Annotated in this window: 13 protein-coding genes and 1 pseudogene; 8 read left to right on the top strand and 6 right to left on the bottom strand. The window is 72.9% G+C overall.

Annotation, left to right across the window (positions count from 1 at the left end):
• Positions 1-4 precede the first annotated feature (4 nt).
• Both AC08OV_RS15225 and AC08OV_RS15220 read left to right on the top strand, forming a co-directional pair.
• Positions 5-631, top strand: coding sequence for a TetR/AcrR family transcriptional regulator (locus tag AC08OV_RS15225; protein WP_476619824.1), 627 nt, complete (start codon positions 5-7; stop codon positions 629-631).
• The gene (locus tag AC08OV_RS15220) at positions 628-2,340 is read left to right on the top strand and encodes a glycerol-3-phosphate dehydrogenase/oxidase (protein WP_476619822.1); all 1,713 of its coding nucleotides are present in this window, start codon (positions 628-630) and stop codon (positions 2,338-2,340) included. The genes AC08OV_RS15225 and AC08OV_RS15220 overlap by 4 nt, the downstream gene beginning before the upstream one ends.
• A 56-nt stretch (positions 2,341-2,396) precedes the next feature.
• On the opposite strand, the gene AC08OV_RS15215 is transcribed toward AC08OV_RS15220, so the two are convergent.
• Positions 2,397-3,506 (bottom strand): acyl-CoA dehydrogenase family protein, encoded by a 1,110-nt coding sequence (locus AC08OV_RS15215; RefSeq protein WP_476614610.1) that lies wholly within the window; start codon positions 3,504-3,506, stop codon positions 2,397-2,399.
• A 93-nt stretch (positions 3,507-3,599) separates the two neighbouring features.
• Positions 3,600-4,778 carry an acyl-CoA dehydrogenase family protein gene (locus AC08OV_RS15210; RefSeq protein ID WP_476614609.1) on the bottom strand — a complete coding sequence of 393 codons (1,179 nt, stop codon included), beginning with the start codon at positions 4,776-4,778 and terminating at the stop codon, positions 3,600-3,602.
• Between the two features lie 273 nt (positions 4,779-5,051).
• Between AC08OV_RS15210 and AC08OV_RS15205 the strand changes: the two genes are divergently transcribed.
• Complete coding sequence (locus AC08OV_RS15205) at positions 5,052-6,839, top strand: glycerol-3-phosphate dehydrogenase/oxidase (RefSeq protein WP_476619821.1); 1,788 nt, start codon at positions 5,052-5,054, stop codon at positions 6,837-6,839.
• A gap of 79 nt (positions 6,840-6,918) precedes the next feature.
• Here AC08OV_RS15205 and AC08OV_RS15200 read toward each other — a convergent pair whose 3' ends face one another.
• The gene (locus tag AC08OV_RS15200) at positions 6,919-8,400 is read right to left on the bottom strand and encodes a dihydrolipoyl dehydrogenase family protein (RefSeq protein WP_476614612.1); all 1,482 of its coding nucleotides are present in this window, start codon (positions 8,398-8,400) and stop codon (positions 6,919-6,921) included.
• A 344-nt stretch (positions 8,401-8,744) separates the two neighbouring features.
• Here AC08OV_RS15200 and gnd point away from each other — a divergent pair, with 344 nt between their 5' ends.
• Positions 8,745-9,773: a phosphogluconate dehydrogenase (NAD(+)-dependent, decarboxylating) gene (gene gnd, locus AC08OV_RS15195; protein ID WP_476619823.1), complete on the top strand. Its 1,029-nt coding sequence runs from the start codon at positions 8,745-8,747 to the stop codon at positions 9,771-9,773.
• 74 nt (positions 9,774-9,847) lie between these two features.
• Here the strand turns inward: gnd and AC08OV_RS15190 are convergent, their stop codons facing one another.
• The gene (locus AC08OV_RS15190; RefSeq protein WP_476614608.1) at positions 9,848-10,516 is read right to left on the bottom strand and encodes a hypothetical protein; all 669 of its coding nucleotides are present in this window, start codon (positions 10,514-10,516) and stop codon (positions 9,848-9,850) included.
• An 820-nt stretch (positions 10,517-11,336) separates the two neighbouring features.
• On the opposite strand from AC08OV_RS15190, the gene AC08OV_RS15185 reads away from it, so the two are divergent.
• The 4 genes and pseudogenes from AC08OV_RS15185 to AC08OV_RS15170 all read left to right on the top strand — a co-directional run.
• Entirely contained in the window at positions 11,337-14,663 is a 3,327-nt protein-coding gene (locus AC08OV_RS15185; protein WP_476614475.1) for an ATP-binding protein, read from the top strand.
• A 170-nt stretch (positions 14,664-14,833) separates the two neighbouring features.
• Positions 14,834-17,239, top strand: a complete 2,406-nt coding sequence (locus AC08OV_RS15180) for a hypothetical protein (protein WP_476614476.1) — start codon at positions 14,834-14,836, stop codon at positions 17,237-17,239.
• 101 nt (positions 17,240-17,340) lie between these two features.
• Positions 17,341-18,264 carry a type IV toxin-antitoxin system AbiEi family antitoxin domain-containing protein gene (locus AC08OV_RS15175; protein ID WP_476614477.1) on the top strand — a complete coding sequence of 308 codons (924 nt, stop codon included), beginning with the start codon at positions 17,341-17,343 and terminating at the stop codon, positions 18,262-18,264.
• 184 nt (positions 18,265-18,448) lie between these two features.
• A pseudogene (locus AC08OV_RS15170) lies at positions 18,449-18,643 on the top strand (type II toxin-antitoxin system Phd/YefM family antitoxin); the annotation flags it as partial.
• 13 nt (positions 18,644-18,656) lie between these two features.
• On the opposite strand, the gene AC08OV_RS15165 reads toward AC08OV_RS15170, so the two are convergent.
• Positions 18,657-20,519 (bottom strand): class I SAM-dependent methyltransferase, encoded by a 1,863-nt coding sequence (locus AC08OV_RS15165; RefSeq protein ID WP_476614478.1) that lies wholly within the window; start codon positions 20,517-20,519, stop codon positions 18,657-18,659.
• Between the two features lie 98 nt (positions 20,520-20,617).
• On the bottom strand, positions 20,618-21,808 hold the full coding sequence (locus tag AC08OV_RS15160; RefSeq protein ID WP_476619820.1) for a glycosyltransferase: 1,191 nt from the start codon (positions 21,806-21,808) through the stop codon (positions 20,618-20,620).
• Positions 21,809-21,844 lie beyond the last annotated feature (36 nt).

The raw sequence follows: 21,844 nt of genomic DNA, 5'->3' as shown, positions 1-21,844 counted from the left end.
GTGGATGGCTCTCGCCGGCGAGGAGGCCGTCCTCGACGCGGCCAAGGCGTCCCTGCTGGCGGTCGGGGTCCGGCGGACCACCCTGACCGAGGTAGCGCGCCGCGCCGGAGTGAGCCGGATGACCCTCTATCGACGCTGGCCGGACCTGCGCTCGCTGGTCGGTGATGTGATGACCCGCGAGTGGACCCAGGTCGTGACGGCCGCGTCGGCCATGGCCCAGGCCGGGCCGGACGGCGGGCTGGTCGACGGCGGGCTGCTCGACGATCTCGTCGAGCACATCATCACGACGGTGGAGGCGTTCCGCACCAACCCGCTCTATCTGCGGATTATCGAGACGGATCCCGAGCTGCTGATCCCGTACCTGATCGAGCGACGTGGCGCCACCCAGCAGATGATCCTGGACCTGCTGGCGAGCCAGTTCCGCACCGCCGCGGCGAACGGCGCCGTGCGGCCCGCGGACCCGTCGGCGCTGGCCCTCATGGTCCTGCTCGTCGTGCAGTCCTTCGTCCTGTCCGCCGAGGCCCTCGGTGGCGGTGTCCCCGCGGCGACCCGGACCGCCGAACTGCGCCGGCTCCTGCGCGGCTACCTCGCGCCGGAACCGGTCAAGGAGAGCACTGGGGGATCACCATGACGGTTCTGACGCTCCGGCCGACCGCGGCGACCTCGTTGAACGCCGGGCGGCGGGAACGGGAGCTGGCCGCCGTCGCGGCCGGCGGCCCGGTGGACCTGCTGGTGATTGGCGGTGGGGTCACCGGGGCCGGGGTGGCCCTGGACGCCGCCTCCCGCGGCCTGTCCGTCGTCCTCGCCGAGGCGCACGACCTCGCCTTCGGCACGAGCCGATGGAGTTCCAAGCTCGTTCACGGCGGGCTGCGTTACCTGGCCACCGGAGACGTGGCGCTGGCGCGGGAGAGCGCCGTCGAACGCGACATCCTGATGCGGCACACCGCGCCCCATCTCGTGCGGGCGCTGCCCATGCTCACCCCGCTGACCCCGGGAGTACCGCGGTCGAACGCCGCGCTGGTCCAGGCCGGGGTGTGGCTCGGCGACCTGCTGCGCCGCGGCGCGGGCACGCCCCGCGCGGTCCTGCCCGGCCCACGCCGGCTGACCGCCGTGGAGACGCTCGGGGTGGCTCCCGCGCTCCGGGAAGCCGGGCTGCGCGGCGGGGTGCTGCACTGGGACGGCCAGCTCGTTGACGACGCCCGTCTCGTCGTCGCGCTGGCCCGGACCGCCGCCGGATTCGGCGCCCGGATCCTGACCCGGCTGCGGGTGACCGGCCTCGACGGCCTCGACGGCCTCGACGGCGGCAGCAGCGCGGCGCGTGCCCTCGGCACCGGATCCCACGGCAACCGTGCCGGCCCGGGCCGGCACGGTTGCCGTGGGATCGAGGCGACCGCGGTGGACACCCTCGCCGGTACCCGGATCACCCTGCGTGCGCGGACGGTGGTCAACGCCACCGGCGTGTGGGCGCCGGACCTGGCGCCGGGGATCCGGCTGCGGCCGAGCCGCGGCACCCACCTCGTGCTGCGCTCCACCGTCCTGGCCGGGACCCGCGCGGCGCTGTCCCTGCCGATGCCGGGTGAACGGAACCGGTTCGCGCTGGTGCTGCCCCAGGACGACGGCCGCGTCTACGTCGGGTTGACCGACGTGCCGGTCGAGGAGGTCGTCGACGTCCCGGTGCCCGACGAGGACGAGATCGCGCAGCTGCTGGGCATCGTCTCGAACGTGCTGGCCACCCCCATCGACCCGGCGGACCGGCTGGGCGCCTTCGCAGGCCTGCGCCCCCTGCTCGACACCGCCACCGACCACACCGCCACCGACCACACCGCCACCGACCACACCGCCGACGCCCGTACCAGCACCGCCCGCACCGCCGATCTCTCCCGGCGGCACCTGGTGCGGACCGACCCGGGCGGCCTGGTCACGGTGGTCGGCGGCAAACTGACGACCTATCGACGGATGGCCGCCGACGCGGTGGACGCCGCCGTCGCGGTGGGCGACCTCGACGCCGGCCCCTGCCGTACCCGGCGGCTCGGCCTGGTCGGTGCGGCACCTCGATCAGTCCTCGCCACGGTGGCCGCGCCGCGCCGTCTGGTCGAGCGGTACGGGACGGAGGCACCGAGGGTGCTGGCCCTGGCCGACGGCGACCCCGACCTGCTGGCACCCGTCGCCGAGGGGACGCCGGTCACCGGCGCGGAGCTGCTGTTCGCGGTGCGGGACGAAGGCGCGCTCGACCCGGCAGACCTGCTGGATCGCCGGACGCGCATCGGGCTGGCTCCCGCCGACCGCCGGGCAGCCCTGGGCCCGGCCCGGCAGCTGTTCGACCATACGCTGACGCGCTAAGGACCAGCAGCGCCGAGGAACCAGCACCGCTGCGAGTGCTGCGGGATCGGGGGCGGTCAGGGCAACGTGTCGACGGTCAGCACCGCGATGCGCTCCAGATGCGCAGGAGTGTCACCAAAAGCGGGAATCTGGCGTTTGGCCCGCTTGTAAAAGAAGTGCGCATCATGCTCCCAGGTGTAGCCGATCCCCCCGTGGTACTGGATCATCGCCGCGGTGGCGTCCCCGGCGGCCTGGTTGGCCTTGCTCTTCGCCACCGCGAGCGCCAGCTCCGCGTCGGGCAGGGCGGTGTCGAGCGCGTGCGCCGCGTACAGCACCGCGTGCTCGGCCATCGTGACGGCGACATGCAGATCGGCGAGATGGTGCGCGAGCGCCTGGAACGAACCGACCGGCCGGCCGAACTGCACCCGATCGATGTCGTAGGCGACGGTCCGGGTCAGCGCGGCCCGCGCGACACCGACGAGGTCCGCGGCCGTGAGCAGGGCACCACGACGGACCAGGTCCGCAGCGACCGCGACGTCGGAGGCCGGCAGCCGGGTCGCGGGCGCGTCGGCCAGGGACAGCGAGGCCAGCCGGGTGGTGCCGTCGAAGCCGCGCTGGGCGGTGACCGTCACCCCCGGGCCATGCGGATCGAGCAGGTAGAGCCCGACCCCGGCGGGGTCGACGGCGGCGACCACCACGAGCCCGGCGACCTCGAGATACTCGACGCCGGACGCGACACCGCCCAGCCGGCCGTCCGCGGTCGCGCGGACCGCGATGCCGGTACGGTCGTATCCCCCGCCCGGGCCCCGCAGCGCCACGGTGGCCACCAGGTCACCGGCGGCGAGGGGGGCGAGCACCGCCGCCGCCTGGTCCGCCGAGCCGGCGAGCCGCACCGCCTCGCCCGCGAGCACGGTCGGCTGCCAGGGCCCGGGGATCGCCCCCGCTCCGAACGCCCGCGCGATGATCTGTGCGTCGAGCAGCCCGAGCCCGAGACCGTCGAACCGCGCGGGCACGCACACCGCGAGCCAGCCCTGTTCGCCGATCGCCTTCCACAGCTCGGGGGGGTGTCCGTCACCGTCGGGATCGGTGAAGACCGCGCGGACGGCGGTCAGATCGAAGCGGTCGGCCAGGAAGTCCCGGACGGTGGCGGCGAGCGCGCGCTGCTCGTCGGTGAGGGCGAAGAACACGGGCTCGGACCTCCGGAGGCGGGGCGAGGCAGGATCAGCGGGATGAACAGGCGCGGGCGCAGACGTAGGCGCAGGCCCGAATCGCGACAATGATCATGATCCGCGTGGCAGGCCGAGGACCCGCTCCGCGACGATCGTGCGCTGTACCTGCGAGGATCCACCCCAGATGGTGACGGAGCGGGTCCAGAAGCTCTCCTGCCGCAGCGTCGTCAGATCGAGGTCCGCGGTGGGGTGGGTGAGCGCCACATCGGCGCCGAGCAGCGCATCAAAGGTCTCGAACAGGTCCTGGTACGTCTCCGACCACTGCAGTTTGGTGATCGACGACTCGGCCCCCAGGTCCCGGCCCTGCTCTACCTGGGTGAGGACGTGCATCGAGTGGTAGCGCAGGCATTCGAGCTCGACCATGCGCCGGCCCAACTCCTGGCGCAGCACCGGGTCGGTGTCGCGGCCGAGCGCCCGGGCGACCCGGACGATCTCGTCGTAGCTGCGCCGGAAGCCGGTGTACTGGCTGATCCCGGACGCGCCGCGCTCGAACGACAGCAGAAGCATCGCCGTCGCCCAGCCGTTGCCGATCCCGCCCAGGCACTCCGACGCCGGCACCCGCACGTCGGTGAGGAAGACCTCGCCGAACTCGCTGGCGCCGCTCATCTGCCGGATCGGCCGGACCTCCACCCCGGGAGCGTGCATGTCGATGAGCAGCAGCGAGATGCCGTGATGGCGCCGGCTGCCGGGCTCGGTCCGGACCAGGGTGAAGATCTTGTCTCCGCGGTTCGCGAACGTCGTCCAGACCTTCTGCCCGTTGACCACGTACTCGTCCCCGTCGAGCACCCCGGACGTACGCAGCGCCGCGAGGTCGGAGCCCGCGCCGGGTTCCGAGAAGCCCTGGCACCAGATCACCTCGTTGCGCAGCATCGGCCCGAGGATGTCGCGCTTCTGCTCGGGTGTCCCGACCGCCATCACCGTCGGCGCGAGGAAGGCCAGGCCCAGCGTGTTGACCGAGCGCGGCGCCCGGGCGAGCTGCATCTCCTGGTCGTAGACGGCCCTCATCCCCGGGGTGCCGCCCCGGCCGCCATACTCCACCGGCCAGTCGATCCCGGCGAAGCCCGCGAGCGCCTTGCGCCGCTCCCAGTCCCGCCGCAGGTCGAAGCCCTCGGCCTCCCCCACGCCGGCCCAGAACCCGGGCTCCGTCCAGGGGGCGGGGATGTTCTCGGCGAGCCAGGCCCGCAACTCGGCACGGAACCGTTCCTCGGCCGGCGGGTGGGTCAGGTCCATGCGTTGACCTCCATCTGGTGTTGACCTCCATCCGGTCGCCCATCCGGTCGCCCATCCGGTCGCCTCGCGCGGGATCCCGGGACGGTCGCATTCGCATCCCACCACGCCCCGGCCGGACGTTCACAGACGTTCATGGACGTTCAACGATCCCGCGCCCGGGCGCCGGACACCGGACACCGACAGCCGGCACGATGGGTGGCGAGCCGCCGGAGCGTCCCGGGCGATCACGACGACAGGACGCGAGGACGTTCGCAGGAGAGGAAGCAACTGGCGATGACGCCGACCAGACACGGAACCCCGACCGCCCGGCTCGACCGGGTCGGCCGCGCCGAGGCACTGCGCCGGCTGGGGGCGGATCCGGTGGATGTGGCCGTGATCGGCGGCGGGGTCACCGGCACGGGGGTGGCGCTGGACGCGGTGACCCGGGGCCTGTCCGTCGCCCTGGTCGAGGCGCGCGACCTCGCCGCCGGCACGTCCAGCCGGTCGAGCAAGCTCATCCACGGCGGGCTGCGGTACCTCGAGCAGCTCAACGCCCCGCTGGTCCGAGAGGCGCTGCGGGAGCGGTCCCTCATGCTGGACACGCTCGCGCCCCATCTGGTCCGGGCCATCCCGTTCTTGCTGCCATTGACCCGCCACGGTTGGGAACGTGCCTACATCGGCAGTGGCGTGCTGCTCTACGACACCCTCGGGCAGGGGCTGGCCCGCATCGGGCCGAGCGGCGACACCACCATGCCCCATCACCGGCACCTGACCCGCAAGGCGGCGCTGCGGGAGTTCCCGTCGCTGCGCCCGGACGCCCTCGTCGGCGCGATCCAGTACTGGGACGGCCAGGTCGACGACGCGCGGCACACCGTGTTCGTCGCGCGGACCGCCGCCCGTTACGGGGCGCTCATCGCGACCAGCGCGCGGGTCACCGGCTTCCTGCGGGAGGGCGACCGGGTCGCCGGCGTGCGGGTACGTGACCTCGAGTCGGGCGCCGAGATCGAGCTGCGGGCCCGCCAGACGATCAACGCTGCCGGAGTGTGGACCGACGAGATCCAGGCGATGGTGGGGGGACGTGGCCAGCTGTCGGTCCGGGCCTCCAAGGGAGTGCACATCGTCGTGCCCCGCGACCGCATCCATGGCGCCACCGGCCTGATCCTGCGCACCGAGAAGAGCGTGCTGTTCGTCATCCCGTGGGGCAGCCACTGGATCATCGGCACCACCGACACCGGCTGGAGCCTCGACCTCGCCCATCCAGCGGCCAGCAGCGCCGACATCGACTACCTGCTCGGCACGGTCAACCGGGTGCTGCGCACGCCGCTCACGGCGGCGGATATCACCGGGGTGTACGCCGGGCTGCGCCCGCTGCTCGCCGGGGAGTCCGAGGACACCTCGCGGCTGTCCCGCGAGCATGCCGTGGTCAGCCCCGTCTCCGGGCTGACGATGGTCGCCGGCGGGAAGTACACGACCTACCGGGTGATGGCCGCCGACGCCGTCGACGCGGCCGTGCACGGCATGAACCGGGCGGTGCCGCCGTCGTGCACCGAGAAGATCCCGCTGCTCGGCGCGGACGGGTTCCCCGCGCTGTGGAACGCCCGGGAGAGCCTCGCCCGCCGCGCGGGGCTGCACGTCGGCTGGATCGAGCACCTCCTGCACCGCTACGGCACCCTCACCGAGGAGCTCCTGGACCTCATCGAGACGCGGCCGGATCTCGCCCAGCCGCTGCGCGGGGCATCGACCTACCTGGCCGCGGAGGCGGTGTACGCGGCCTCCCACGAGGGGGCGCTGCACCTGGAGGACGTGCTCACCCGGCGGACCCGCGTCTCGATCGAGACCATCGACCGGGGGGTGGAGGCCGCCGAGCACGTGGCCGATCTCATCGCCCCCGTGCTCGGCTGGGACCAGGCGACCCGCGCCCGCGAGGTCGAGCACTACCTCGCCCGGGTGGAGGCCGAACGGGCCTCGCAGCGGCAGGCCGACGACGCGACCGCCGACGCGGCCCGGCTCGGCGCGCCCGACGTGCGCCGGCTGGGCCGGACCGACCACCGCGCCCCGGCGGCGACCGGCGGGCCGTCCTGAAGGCTCGGCCAACCCGATCCGCGGCCCCGCCCAGGCGTTTCGGTGCTGCGGTCCGCGCAACGACGTCCGCGCAACGACGTCATCCGTAGACCTCCAACAGGCGCAGCCAGACCTCGCTGACTGTCGGGAACGACGGGACCGCGTGCCACAGCCGCTCCAACGGCACCTCTCCGACGATCGCGATCGTGGCCGCGTGCACCATCTCCTGGGTGTCCGGACCGGTGAAGGTCGCTCCCACGAGCACCCGGCGGGCCTCGTCCACGACGATCTTCGACGTGCCCGTGATCTCCTCCCCCCGCACCGACGCGCCGGCCACCGAGCCGGTCGGCACGCTCACGGCCCGCACGGCGATCCCGGCCTCCCGCGCGGCCCGCTCGGTCAGTCCGACCGCGCTGACCTGTGGATCGGTGAAGGTCACCCGCGGGACGACCGCCGGGTCGGCCAGGTCGCGCACGGGAGCGCCGGCGAGGTCCCGGCGGCCGGTGATGACGTCGGCCGCCAGCCGGGCCTGGTACTTGCCCATGTGGGTGAGCAGCGCGCGGCCGCAGACGTCGCCGACCGCGTAGAGCCAGTCCCCCGCCACGCCGACCGCGCGGAGCCGGTCGTCGACCTCGATGAACCGCCCGGGTTGCAGGCCGACGGTCTCCAGGCCCAGGTCGCCGGTCGCCGGGGTGCGCCCGACGGCGACCAGGATCTCGTCGGCGACCACAGCATCGCGGCGCGGCCGCCGCTCACCCGACTCGGCCGGCTCAGCCGGCTCAGCCGGATCCGCCGACTCCACCGTGACGGTCACCGGCCCGGCCGAGCCGTCCGGTCCCGTCCGGGCCCGGCGGACCTCGACCGCCCGGCTTCCGAGCCGCACCGTGATGCCGGCCGCCTCGAAGGCGGCCCGCAGCTGCTCGCTGACGAACTCCTCCTCCCGGACGAGCAGCCGGGGCGATCCCTCGATCAAGGTCACCTCCGCGCTACCGAGCCGGCGGAAGGCCTGGGCGAGTTCCACCCCCACGGCGCCGCCGCCGAGCACCACGAGGCGGTGCGGGACCTTCCGCGCGCCGGTCGCGGTCCGGTTGTCCCACGGTTCGGCGTCGGCGAGACCGGGGATCGGTGGAACGGCGGCCCGCGTCCCGGTGGCCACAACCACGGCTCGGGATGCGGTCAGCACCCGGCGGGTGCCGTCCAGCAGCGTCACCGCGACCCGGCCGGCGGGCCCCACCAGGCGCCCGGTCCCGCGCACCAGCTCGACGCCCTTGTCGACCAGCCAGGGCACCTGGGAGGAATCGGAGTAGTCGCCCACCATCCGGTCTCGCCGGGCGAACGCCGCGGCGGCGTCGACGGGTCCGGTGACCGCCGACGCCGCGCCGGGAACGCGGCGGGCCGCCGCCAGCACCTCCCCCGGCCGCAGGAGGGTCTTGCTCGGGATACAGCCCCAGTAGCTGCACTCCCCGCCGACGAGCTCGCGTTCGACGACGATGACGGACAGACCCGCGTCAGCACAGCGGCCGGCGACGTTCTCGCCCGCGGGCCCGGCGCCGAGCACAATCACGTCCGCGTCGGCATCCATGGCCGCCTCCCCTGCCCTGCCCGGCTCGCTCACAAGCCCTCCGTCGTTGCTCGTTAGAATCTGCCGCTCGATCCACGCCAACCGAAGATCATCGGGAACTTTCGGAGTCCCGCCCGGCTCGCCAACTGATCCAACTGATCCAACTGATCCAGAGGATCCAGAGGATCCAGACGGCACGGACGGACCGTGACCGGGCCGGCGCCGGCTCGGAGACGAGAAGCACGTGCACCACGGACGGGGAAGCACGGATGCAGCACGGAGAATGGCGTCAGGAGCGCCAGGCCGGGCCCGTCCCGGCGACACGCCGGAGCGGGCCATCGAGACGAACCAGCGGAGAGATGAAGATGCAGCTCGGGATGATCGGACTCGGCCGGATGGGTGCCAACCTGGTGCGCCGGCTGATCCGCGGTGGTCACGAATGCGTGGTCTACGACGTCAACCCCGAGGCCGTCAAGGCCCTGGCGGCGGAGGGCGCCACGGAGACGCGGAGCCTCGCCGAGTTCGCCGCAGCCCTGCGTCCGCCCCGGGCTGCCTGGATCATGGTGCCCGCCGGGCTGACCGGTGAGACCGTCTCGGCCCTGGCCGAGCACTTCGCGCCGGACGACGTGATCATCGACGGCGGCAACTCCTACTACCGGGATGACATCCTGCGTGCCGCGTCGCTCATCGAGCGGGGCATCCACTACGTCGACGTCGGCACCTCCGGGGGCGTGTTCGGGCTGGAACGCGGCTTCTGTCTGATGATCGGCGGCGAACCGGGGGTCGTGGCCCGCCTGGAGCCGCTGTTCGAGACGATCGCACCCGGCGTCGGCACCATCCCCCGGACCCCGGGCCGGACCGGCGAGATCACCCAGGCCGAGAAGGGATACCTGTACTGCGGCCCGAACGGCGCCGGTCACTTCGTCAAGATGGTGCACAACGGCATCGAGTACGGCATGATGGCCGCCTTCGCCGAGGGGTTCGCGGTGCTCGACAAGGCGAACATCGGCACGACGTCCGCCGAGCACAACGCCGAGACCGCCCCGCTGGGCAACCCGGAGTACTACCAGTACGACCTCGACACCACCGCGATCGCCGAGGTGTGGCGGCGGGGCAGCGTGGTTAGTTCCTGGCTGCTCGACCTCACCGCCGCCGCGCTGCAGGAGGATCCCGGACTCACCGAGTTCAGCGGCCGGGTGTCCGACTCCGGGGAAGGACGTTGGACGGTACTGGCCGCCGTGGAGGAGGGCGTTCCCGCCCATGTGCTGACAGCGTCCCTCTACGAGCGGTTCAGCTCGCGCGGGGAGGGCCTCTTCGCCGACAAGCTGTTGTCGGCGATGCGCAAGCAGTTCGGTGGGCACGCGGAACAGCACGCGGAGAAGCCAGCCGGCTGAGCCTCGCCGGCTTCCTTGCCTGTCCAGAGGCTTTTGTGCCTGATTTATCCCTCTGGATAGGCAAGGAAAGGGGCTCAGGGGCGGGCGTTGTCGGCGCCGAGGTCCGCCGCGCCTCCCATAACGATCATGGGATGGGCCATTGGGGTCAGCCAACGGAGAATGGCCACGAGGGCGTCCTGTTCCACCGCGATGCAGCCTCGCGTCGGCGATCTGTGGTCGACATGCAGCCAGATGTCCCCGCCGATCTGCGGGCCCAGCGGACGGGTCGGGTCCGATGGCGGATGCCCGGGCAGTCGGTTGTAGTCGATGGCGACCACGTAGTTGAACGCGTCGGGCATCAGCTCGCCCCGCGGACCCGTCGCCCGGTAGAACGACGGGCGATACTCGTAGGGCAGACCGGTGCCCGGATCGGCCAGCTTGCCACCGGCGGCGGTGAGACTGAACACGCCGATCGGGCTGCGCAGATCGCCCTCCCGATGGTCATACGTCCAGCCGTCGGCGCCGTTGCGGCCGATCAGCGGGGCGCCGTAGGTCTCCCAGGCGGAGCCGGGATCGGCTCGTTCCCACAGCGTCACGTTGTTGGTGTTCGCGTTCCGGTCGATGCCGCTCACCACGATCACCTGCCGGGCGGCCTGCGGGATCTTCGTCATCATCACCGGTCCGACCCCGGGGATCGCCGTGAGGTCGGAGGCGGGCCCCGCCCTGCCGTCCGCGCCGGTGCCGGCCGCCCGGCTCGTCCTCACCGGCCCACCCACTCCCGCCGGGCGTGCTTCGGAGGTGGGATCGAGCCCGGATGTGCGTCCGAGCCGGGGCACGCCCCTGGGCCCGGACGGTACGGACACCGACAGGTCATGCGAGGAGCCCGGGTCCGAGCCGGGACTGCTGAGATGAAGTGCACTGGCCGCCCCCACGGCCAACGTCACACCCACCGCGGCGGCACCGACCGCGACCGAGCGACCCCGCGGGGGGCTCGTACGCGTCTCGGTCCGGCGACGATTCCTGCGATGATCGGCCATGCCTCCGACTTCCGGGACGACGCCACGGGCGGGGCGGCGACGCGCTGTTGACCCCTGCCACCCCCGTGACCTCTGCCACCCCCGGCGGCCGCCACGCCCGCGCCATCCGGCTGCGGCCATGATGCACCGGCGATGACAATACGTATCATTCGCGCCGACCTGGCGAGGTAGCCCAGCCCGGCGAGGTACCCCGACTCGGGGAGGTATCCCGGAGCAGCCGCCGGTGCGTCGGCCCACGACACCCGCAGACCGCGATCACGACGACGGGAGTCCATGCGCCCGGGACCGTGACGATCGGAGACAACCGTCCATGCCTCCATGTTCGACCCTCACTCCTCCCCGATCTCAGAATTCAGGTACTTCGAGCAATGATGGACACGATCCGGATCCAATGCCCAGCGGAGGGTGATAGATTGCCACATCGGCATCGATGATCAGAAGTATGTTCACGGAGAGACGAGACGAAGACCACGAGGAGCCCGACATGGTGGTACGGACGGCCGGCGGCCGTTTCCGGCGCAGCCGGCACGAATAGGCCCCTCCGATCGTGCTCGCCGGTTTCCGGTTCCACCGCGTCCTCACCGCCCCTCGGCGACCCGACACACCCGACCGGCCCGATCCCGTACCGGCCGCGCTCTTCGCCGCCCTCGTCGGCGCGCACGCGCAGTTGACCTCGCTCGGGCCCGGCCACGAACCCACCGTCTCCGGTGCGTCCACTCGCGGCGGCCCGTACCCGGTGCCGGGAGCAGCCCGGCCGGGAATCGCCGTCGCCTGGCTACGGGGCCCGGGTGAGGCGCACATCCGGTTCCTCGCCGGCGGCCGCCCCTTCTTCCCGGCGGGCCCGACCACGGCAGACCCGACCACGGCAGACCCGACCACGGCGGCCACATCGACACCGGCCACGTCGCTCGCAACAGCCACGTCGCTCGCAACAGCCACGTCGCTCGCAACAGCCACGTCGCTCGCAACAGCCACGTCGACACCAGCCGCAACCGCGGTTCCGCTGCTGTACCCGCCGGGATCGACAGCGGTGGCGCTGCCACCGGACGCCGTACCCGCCCAGCTCGCAGGCTTCCCCTACTGGCTGCGGTGCGAAGGCCTCCCGGATGCCCTGTGGGCCGCCGATCCCGGCACCGACGTCCGGCCGCCGGACACCCGCCGCGGATCGTTCGACGACTACGCCGCGCATCTCGTCGGCCCGTTCGCCTGGCTTGTGCTCGCGTGGCCGGTGCCCCCCGAGCATCTCGCCGAGGAACGGGCGGACCTCGCGCGATCGATTCCCGTGCTGCGCCGGCGGGAGAACGACCAGGGCGCCCGGCTCGACCTGGAGCGCGCGGAGGCCCGCTACCGGGAACTGGGCCGGGGCGCGTCGAGCGGCATGTGGGACGTGGAGATCCTGGTCGGTGGGGTGACCCCGGCCGGCGCGGTCTCGCTGGCCGCCCTGCTGTGCAGCTCCAGCGATCTCGACCGGCTGCCCTACACGTTGAGTCCGACCGGCCCGGTCACCTCGTTCGCGGGGGCCCTCGGCGGGGCCGGAGCCGGAACCGGAGCCGGCGGGCTGGCCGGCTCGCCGCGGCCCTCGCCGCGAGCGAGCGCGGAGCTGCTGGCGGCGCTGGCCCGGCCGCCCGGCCGTGAGCTGCCGGGTATCACCCTGATCACACCGCACGCCTTCGACGTGACGCCCGAGGGTCCGAACCGGTCCGGTCCCGCGGACCCCCGGGGAACGCCCGGCGCCGTTCGGCTCGGCGACGTGCTCGACGCCGGCTGGATGCCGGCCGGCGCGTTCTCGGTTCCCCGCGCAACGCTCAACCGGCACGCCTTCGTCTGCGGCGCCACCGGATCCGGGAAGTCACAGACCGTGCGGTCGCTGCTGGAGTCGTTGACCCGTGCTCCGGCGCCCGTTCCGTGGCTGGTCCTGGAGCCGGCCAAGGCCGAGTACGCCCGGATGGCCGGGCGGCTCGCCGGCCTCGCCGAGGTGCTCGTCATCAGGCCGGGCCGGCTCGACGCTCCACCGGCGTCGCTGAACCCGCTGGAACCCGAGCCCGGCTTTCCCTTGCAGAGCCACATCGATCTCGTCCGGGCCCTGTTCCTGGCGGCGTTCGAGGCGCACGAGCCGTTCCCCCAGGTGCTCGCCCGCGCGCTGACGGTCTGTTACCAAGACCTGGGATGGAACCTGGTGCTGGACCGGCCGGAGCCCGCGCACCGGCCCAGATTCCGGGTGGCCGGGCCGAAGGAGGACCCGAAGGTCGACGTGCGCAGGCGCTATCCGACCCTCGGGGACCTGCAGCGCACCGCGACGAGGGTGGTCGAGAATATCGGCTACGGCGCGGAGGTCACGGCGGACGTCCGGGGCTTTGTCGACGTGCGCATCGGCAGCCTGCGGGAGGGTTCTCCCGGTCGGTTCTTCGAGGGCGGGCATCCGATCGACATCGGCGCCCTGCTGGCGCGCAACGTCGTCTTCGAGCTGGAGGACATCACCAGCGACCAGGACAAGGCGTTCCTGCTCGGCGCCGTCCTGATCCGCGTCGTGGAGCATCTGCGGGTCCGGTACGGCAGCGCGGGCGCGGGCGGACTGCGCCACGTCCTGGTCCTCGAGGAGGCCCACCGGCTGCTCAAGAACGTCACCGACGGCCCGGCCGCGGCCGCCGTCGACCTGTTCGCCTCGCTGCTCGCGGAGATCCGCGCCTACGGCGAGGGGCTCATTGTCGTGGAACAGATCCCAGCGAAAATCCTTCCCGACGTTATCAAGAACACCGCGCTGAAGGTGATGCACCGGCTCCCGGCCGCCGACGACCGGGAAGCCGTCGGCGCGACAATGAACCTGCGCGACGACCAGTCCGAGCTGGTCGTGGCGCTGCCGGCGGGGGTGGCGGCGGTGAGCGCGGACGGCATGGACCGTCCCGTGCTGGCCCGGATGGTCGCCGGAGACGACCGGGAAAGCGCGCGCCTCGCGCGCTACGACCAGGTGCCCCTGGCCAGACGGCGCAGCCTCGGCTGCGGCGCGGCCTGCGTCGCCGGTCCCGCCTGCACCCTGGAGGAGACGGAGACGTCCGCCCTCGCGGCCCGCGATCCCCTGCTGGTGCTGTGGGTCGAGGCGGTGGCCGCGCACCAGGTCATGGGCTTCACCCATCTGCTCGGGATCGCGCCGTTCGCTCCGGCGGAACCCCTGCGGACCACCCTCGCTGCGTTGCCGGGTCGCATCCTCGACTGCGCGCTCGCCCATGCCGCCGACCGGGCGACGGACGCCCGCGCCGCCGCGCTGCGCCCCTTCGTCGACCCCGACGACTTCACCACCGCCCTGCTCGCGACGCTGCGCCGGCTCCTCGGCCTGCCGCCGTCCCCGGCGGACGCGGCAGACGCGGCAGACGCGGCGAACACCGTCGACTCCCGGCACCTGACCGCGGGCATGTACCGCTGGCAGGACGTCCGGCAGGCACTGGTCGACGCGGTGCGCCGGCGGGGGGCCGACGCGGGCCCGCATCCGCTCACCGCGGCCTGGCGCGAGCGCGGCCTGACCCTGCCGGGCAAGACCGTGGGCGAACAGCTCACCCGGATGAAGAACAGTGCCCTCTACGCTCCGGGCCGGGAGAAGGTCAACATCGGTGATCCGGCGGTCAGCGGCCTCACTGCGGCGGTCCGGGAACTCACCGGCGCGGCGGATGCCGCCTCGCTGTCGGACGCACTCCACCAGGCATGCACCGGCGACGGACTGGCCGAGCTGGCCACTCAGATCTCCGACCTCGTCGGCCCCGCGCCGAGCGGACCGGGGAGCGCCCCACCGGAGTCCACCGCGGCAGCCATCGCCCCCGGCCCGCCCATCGGGACAGCACCCGCGTTCGGGACAGCACCCGCGTTCGGGACAGCGCAGGACTGAGCGCCCGGGCCCGTCGACCGTCGGGGCGCTACGGCAGGGCCGACATGCACGGCGGAATGCGACAGAGTGGACACCATACGCCATAATGGCCACGTAACGCCCCGGTACCGACACCGGGCGTGCCGAGATCGTTTCCAGGTGCACAATGATCGGGAGCGGGGAGTCGCGGCATGGTGGGCGGCGACACGGTGGGCGGCAACGCAGGAGCAGGCGAGTGGGACGGCGGAGGGTCGGCGATGGGGGTGGGCACGCTGACCACGGCTGAGGCCCGACTGATCCAGGGGCTCTTCGTTCCACGGGAGCGTTGGGGCTGGGAGTTCGTCGACACCGGTCCATCGACCCCGAGCCCGCTCGCCGACCGTCAACCGGCCTGGCAGGAGCCCGAACCGCCCGATCTGACCGCGCTCACGGCCCGGCGAAACCATGCCGTCCGCGCCCTGCTGACCCGGCTCGTCCTGCCGATGGCCTTCGTGGTGTTCGGCACGCTGCTCGCGGGCGAGGGGGGGTTCTTCTTCGTCCCGGCGGGACTCGCGCTCGCCGTGGTCGCGTGCCTGCCTCCGTTGGTCCTGCACTGCCGGCTGGGCCGGACGCGATCCCGGGCCGCGGCGGCCCGGGCCGACGGGTACACCCGCTACCTACAGGCGTTGACGTCCTGGCAAACCGAGGTCGACGCGCACGACCGGGCCGAGCTGCAACGCCGGGAGGCCACCGCCGTCTTCTATCCCGTCTCGGCCCCCGCGGCGACCCCCAGGATCGACGTGTTCGGCGGAACCGGCGACGGATGGGCGAGCCTGCTGGCCACCGCGGGCTGCTCGGTGCTCACCGGCGGCACCGGGATCCTGCTCGTCGATCTCAGCGAGCGGACGGTGGGCGGGGGGTTGGCGCGCCTCGCTGGCCAGGCGCGCTGGCCGGTGGAGTCCTGGGACCTGCCCCGCCAGCTCGACGAGGTGGCACTCCTCGACGGCCTCGGGCCGCGGGAAGCCGGCGAGCTCGTCGCCGACGCGTTCGGCCTGTCCCAGGAGAGCGGCGATGATCCGCACCGACGCGCCCTGCACGCGGATCTGGTCACCACCGTCGCCGTCGTTCTGTACGAACGGCTCAGCATTCGCCGCCTCGCCGAGGGCCTGCGCGTCCTCGAAGGTCTCGACGACGGCAGCACGGCCATGTCGCTGTCGACGGCCGAGGCCGGGGAGCTCACCGCGCACATGGACGCGTTCGGCCGCGGCGACCGGATCGCCGATGAGCTGCGCTACCTGCGTTCCTCGCTGGAGGCGCTCAGCCCGCCACCACCAGCCACGGCCGCGATGGCACCGGCCGCGATGGCACCGGCCGCGGCGGTCGAGGCCCACATGTTGACGGCCGCCGCCGGTAGGTCGACGACCAGGGTGCCGACGACCAGGGCCGACAGTGTGCCCCGTCCGCTGGCGGCCTGGTGGCCGGTACCCGGGCTGCGGGTTCTCGCCACGTCGAGCCGGGACTCGTCCGCCCACCGCAAGGAACTCGCGGACCGGCTCCTCGTCCAGACCGTGCTCCACCAGCTCCGTCGCCGCCAGCGGGGCGGGCCGACCAGCCGGGACATGCTGGTTGTCGCCGGGGCGGACCATCTCGGCCGAGCGGTCCTGACCGGGCTGACCCGCCACGCCGAGCTCGCCGGGGTGCGGCTCGTGCTGCTCTTCGAACGGCTCGCCGACGACGCCGAACGGGTGCTGGGCAGCCAGGGGGGCTCGACTATCATCATGAGATTGGGAAACGGTAAGGACGCCGCGACCGCGGCGGAGTTCATCGGGCGTGGTTACCGTTTCGTCATGTCTCAGGTGACGGCCCAGGTGGGGCGCAGTTTCACGGCCGGCGACAGCGACAGCGTCGGTGACCAGGACGGCACCTCGGAGACGGCCGGCACCAGCGGCGGAACCGGCCGGACCTACGACGGCACCCGGCTGCTGCCCTGGTTGCAGAACACGTCGAAGAACGCCGGATGGCAGGAGTCGGTGACGACGTCGCGATCGCAGACCTGGCAGCGCACGACAAACTCGTCGGTGAGCGACTCGACGACCGACGGCACGACCTCCCAGCGGGTATACGAGTTCACCGTGGAGCCGACCACCGTCCAGACCCTGCCGGCGACCGCATTCCTGCTGGTCAACCCGGTCGATGGGGCGGGACGGGTGGTGCCGGGGGACTGCAATCCGGGCACCGTCCTGCTGCCCGGGGTCTCCCCGGCCGACCGCTGGTCCGTACCCGACGCGGCCGCCGCGCCCCTGGCGGGTCACCACGCCGGAACCGCCGGAGCCGGGATGATCCAGTCCGGCGCGGGCCAGGCTGGTACGGGCCAGGCTGGTACTGATCATGCCGGCCCGGCGCGGACCGGCGCGGAGGAACGGCGTCGGATCGAGCCCGCCCCGCCCGTCGGGTTTCCGGGCATCGGCCAGCAACCGCCGGCCGACGAGGAGGTCTACCGGCTCGTCCCGCCCAAGGCACGTCCCAGCGGCTCCAGCGGCTCCGGGGGTCAGAGCACTCACCCGGGGACGCGGGGATGGGTTCCCGGCGTCGGGGACCACCACCCGGGGCATGGCTGACCCGGGCCGGAACGCGGCCGTCAGGAAGGAGACAGCCGAAAGTTATCCACAACCCGAAAAAGGTTCTGGCCCAACGGACAGACAACCGCCATCGTCTTCTCATGGCCCATAACCCTGGCCGACTCTCCTGGCAGGAGATCGCCACCATGCAGGCCGGCGTGATCACGATGCGCGATGCGATCAACGCCGGCATCACCCGCGACGAGATCCGCCGACGGTTGAACGACGGCCGCTGGCAGCAACCCTTCCGCGGCGTGCTGATCACGGCCGCCGCACCCGTGACGAGGATGCAGGAGCTGTGGGGGGCCCTGCAGGCCGTCGGCCCGGACGCGGTGCTCGCGGGCGCCTGCGCGGCGGGGCTCGCGGGTCTGGACGGTTACGACACCGGCCCGGTGACGGTTCTCCTGCCCACCGACCGCCGGATCGCCGCGCCGCCGGGCGTGCTTCTGCGGCACAGCGCTCGGCTCGACATCACCGAGATCGATCCCCTCCGCCTGCCCCGGCGGACGGCCCCCGCCCGGTCCGTCATCGACATGGCCGAGTGGGCGTCTACCCGCGCGGACGCGCAGGGCCTGCTCGTCGACGCCGTCCGCCGGCGTTTCGTCACCGTCGCGAGCCTGCGGACCGCGCTGGCCCGGCGTGGTCCGATCAGCCGCCGGACGCTGATCACCGAGACGTTGGACGATCTGGGCCGGGACGCGCCGCACCTCACCGAGATCATGTACCGCCGCATCGAGGCGCAGTGGGGGTTGCCGGCGGGGACCCCGAGTGTCGACGGGCCCGCGGACGAGCCGATGGCGCGCCTCGACGTCTGGTACGAGCCGTGGCGCGTGCGGGTGGAGATCCAGGCGACGGTCCCCCGGCCGACGGTCGTCGCCGAGCCGACGGGCCAGCTTCTCATCCGTCTGCCGGCACGCCTGGCGCGGGACGCCCCGGCCGAGGTGGCTTCCCTCGTAGGCGGGGCGCTGCGTGACCGCGGCTGGTCGGCGTCGGTGCCGCGCGCTCCGCGGGCGCTGGCCTCCTGAGCTCCGCGGGACATTCGTTCGGCGCGTCCCGTATCCCTGTGCCGCGCCGCACATTCCGGTCAACCGGTCCACGCATGTTGCTGATGTTCTGGGACGCCGCCTGGCGCCTCGAGACCTGGCCGGTCTGACCCATCGATCCGGCCCCCTAGCCCCGACGGAGGACAAGCTTGCTGTACTCGTGGCTATGTCGTTCTCGGAACAGATGCCGCTGGCGGAGGTGAAGAACCGGCTCTCGGAGGTCGTGGACAGCGTCGAACGTGAGCACGGGCGTGTCGTGATCACCAGGCACGGCAGGCCCAGCGCGATCGTCATCAGCGTCGACGACCTGGAGTCGCTGGAGGAAACCCTCGACGCATGGGCAACACCGCGCTCATCGCCGAGATCGGTCGAGGTCAGAGCTCCTTGCGGGCGATCATCAGGTAGGTGCCGGCGTACCGGGCGTCGTGCGCGTACCGGCCGGCAAGGCGGTCGAGGAGGCGGGCCAATCCCAGTAGGGGGCTGGCCACAAGCATCACCAGGACGCGGCCGGCCGCGCCGGCCGGGCCGGCCTGCTGGGGCAGCCACGGCATGGGGCGTGGCGCGATCATGGCCACGGCGAGCAGCAGGGCGCCGGTCAGGCCACCGGGACGGCGCGCCGCGGCGAAGCGCACCGTGACCGGCCGCAGCCCCCGGTCCTCCAGCGCGGCAATCAGGTTCTCCACGGGGATGAAGTGGGCGCGCCCGGGGACCGCCCAGCCGGGCCAGAACCGACCGAGCCAGCGGGCCTGCCGGCAGTCGGCGTTGGCCAGCTCGCAGACGACGTGCCCGCCAGGCGGCAACGCCTTCGCGACGGCGTCGAGCTCCGCCGACGGGTCGTCGCGGCGTTCCAGGTAGTCGAACATGCTGATGACGTCGTACCGGCCGGCGAGGCTGTCGACGACGTCGGGGAAACGGCCGTAGTGGGCGTGGTCGACCCAGCCGCGCGCCAAGCCCTTCGCCAGGCCGGGAAAGGTGTCGAGCCCGTCGAACACCGTCCTCGGCCATACCTCGCGGGCCGCGTTGGCGAAGTGACCGTACCGGGCCCCCACGTCCAGCCAGGTCCGTGGCACCACGAACGGCCGGACGGCAGCAGCCTGCTCGCGCCGGTCGCGGGCGATCGCGGCCAGAGCCTGCTCGGCGACATCGGTGCGCAGGCCGTCGTAGCGGTCCCGGTCGTAGAACTCGCGCCCGGCCGGGCTCAGCGACGGATTGAGGAAGACGTGTCCGCAGCGCTCGCAGCCGTCCAGCCGGAAGGAACCGGGCTTGCGCAGGAGCAGGTCCGGCGACTCCACCCGGGTGGCAAGCTCGACCGATCCGCACCAGGGGCAGTCGGCCCGGTCGTGGCGCAGGAACCGGTCAAGGCCAGCCTGGACGTCCTGGGAGTAGGAGGCGCGGCTGGCGGCGGTCTCCTGCCTGGCCGCATGCTTGACCGGGTCCGGGGGAAGCCCGGCGGCCTTCGCCTCGGCCGCCTTCACGGCCTGCGCCCGGCCGGCCCGCACGGAGTCGACCACGAACAGCGCCCCGCCGAGGATGCGCACGATGGGGGAACGAATGAGATCGCGCGGGGACAGCGGCACCCGGCCGGCGCAGACGAAGAACGGCTGGAACCAGAACAGCGCCATGGCCGCGAGGCCGAACGGCTGGTTCACGTGGAAGCCGATCGCGGTGGCGATCTGGGGTACGAACGGGAAGAGCTGGTTCTGCCGGGTGAACCGGTAGGCCCGCTGCTGGACGCGGACGCGCATCGCCGCGTCGTCCCGGGCGGCACGCAGCCCCGGCAGCACCGCCAGATCCGTCGAGCCGGAGGCGAAGGTCTTCAGCCGCTCGGTGATGTCGACGAGCTCCACCGGGTCGAAACCGTCCCGGCGGGTGATCCCAGCCCGCTGGAGGATCTCGGAGCGGACCAGCAGCGCCTGGAAGGCGCCGCGGCCGGGCACGCAGCGGTCGGCCCGGTAGGTGCGGGTGTCGACCATCCGGGCGAGGTCGAGCGCCCGTTCGGCCGTCAGGTCCGCCGGGACGAGGTCGAGCACGTCGAGCCGGTCCCGGCTGGCGTGGTAACTGGCCGCCCGTCGGCCGCTGTCGGAGAGGCGGACCCCGGTCGCGACGAGGAACTCATGCGCGGGGTCCACCGGGCGACCGGAGGCTGGCAGGGTGTCGAGGCGACGCAGCCGGCCGCGCAGCCGCACACCGTTGATCGCCAGACCGGCACACACCAGGATCGGCAACCATGTCAGCACGACGTCAGAACCGTTCGAGCATCAGACCATGAGACCGATCATCGACCACCAGACCGAGCACCGACCACCAGACCGAGCACCGACCACCAGACCGAGCATCAGGAGGCCAGTTTCTCAAGATGATCGGCGGCGGCGACCACCCCGCCGGCGGCGGCGAAGGCGGCCCGCATCCGGGCAGCGGCGGCCCGGTACGACGGATCGTCCAGCACGGCCGTCACCGCGGAACGCACGGCGGTGGGTCCGGCCCGACCGAACTTGACGCGCACCCCGGCCCCGTTGCGGACGACCTGCTCGCCGATGATCGGCTGGTCGTCGCGAACCGGGGCGACCACCAGCGGAACCCCGTGTGACAGCGACTCGCAGACGGTGTTGTTGCCGGCGTGGCACACCACCGCCGACAACCGCGGAAGTAACGCGACCTGCGGCACGAACGGCGCGACCAGCAGGTCGTCGGGCGCCGCGGCGGCGAGGTCGTCGACGAGCCCGGGTGTGGCGACGACGATCGCCTGTACCCGCTCGGGCAGGCCGAGCAGCCCCTCCGCCGCCGCCCGCAGGAATCGACCGCCGGCCTCCCGGGTCACCGTGCCGAGGGAGACGAGCACCGCCCGGCGGGCCGGGTCGAGCCAGTCCCAGGGGAACTCGCCCACGCCGGCCCGTTTCCCGACCGCGCTGCCGACGAAGACCGCGTAGTCCGGGATCCCGGGGTTGTGCAGCATTTCCCGGACGGAGAAGACGAGGGTCAACGCCTCGGAGAAGCGCAGGTCCCCGACGGCCGCCTCGCCGGGCGGCACTCCGTGCCCGGTCTGGAACTCCCGCAGGCGGTCGACGACCCACTGCCCCAGGCCCGCGAGCACCCCGTAAGGGTTGTCGAACTCGGCGGAGGTCGCCGCGAGGGTCGCCCAGCGCAGGCCCCGGCGACGGGCGACGAGCGCGGCGCCCACCGCCTGCTGGTCGATGACAAGCAGGTCGGGCTGGAAGTCGTCGATGATCCTGTCGATCGCCGGGGCCATCATCGAGCCGAGCGGGAGCAGGAAGTCCTCCCACAGGAACTTTAGCGACGCCGGCCCCCGCAGCGCCCGAGACGTGTCCTGGATCCGGGACCACTTCTCGCCCAGGACCGCCTCGGGTAACGCCAGCAGGGCCAGCTCCGGCGGGATCAACGATCCGATGACGCCCGCGTACCCGGCGAGCGCCACCTCGTGACCACGGGCGGCCAGCTCGGCGGCGACTCCGACCGCCGGGTTGACATGCCCGGTCAGGGGCGGCACCACGAACAGCACGCGGCTCATCGGACTCTCCTCACGCCCCTCACGCCCCTCACACCC

It is taken from the genome of Frankia sp. CeTa3Moorea, assembly GCF_978021225.1.
The sequence above is the reverse complement of the archived record's forward strand: the minus strand, read 5'-3'. Positions and strand labels throughout refer to the sequence as shown.

Bases quoted from the DNA above. Each gene is read 5' to 3' on its own strand.
- AC08OV_RS15205 (WP_476619821.1), top strand. From the start codon at position 5,052: ATGACGCCGACCAGACACGGAACCCCGACCGCCCGGCTCGACCGGGTC.
- AC08OV_RS15220 (WP_476619822.1), top strand. From the start codon at position 628: ATGACGGTTCTGACGCTCCGGCCGACCGCGGCGACCTCGTTGAACGCC.
- AC08OV_RS15160 (WP_476619820.1), bottom strand. From the start codon at position 21,808: ATGAGCCGCGTGCTGTTCGTGGTGCCGCCCCTGACCGGGCATGTCAAC.
- gnd (WP_476619823.1), top strand. From the start codon at position 8,745: ATGCAGCTCGGGATGATCGGACTCGGCCGGATGGGTGCCAACCTGGTG.
- AC08OV_RS15225 (WP_476619824.1), top strand. From the start codon at position 5: ATGGCTCTCGCCGGCGAGGAGGCCGTCCTCGACGCGGCCAAGGCGTCC.
- AC08OV_RS15210 (WP_476614609.1), bottom strand. From the start codon at position 4,778: ATGGACCTGACCCACCCGCCGGCCGAGGAACGGTTCCGTGCCGAGTTG.
- AC08OV_RS15200 (WP_476614612.1), bottom strand. From the start codon at position 8,400: ATGGATGCCGACGCGGACGTGATTGTGCTCGGCGCCGGGCCCGCGGGC.
- AC08OV_RS15175 (WP_476614477.1), top strand. From the start codon at position 17,341: ATGGCCCATAACCCTGGCCGACTCTCCTGGCAGGAGATCGCCACCATG.
- AC08OV_RS15180 (WP_476614476.1), top strand. From the start codon at position 14,834: ATGGTGGGCGGCGACACGGTGGGCGGCAACGCAGGAGCAGGCGAGTGG.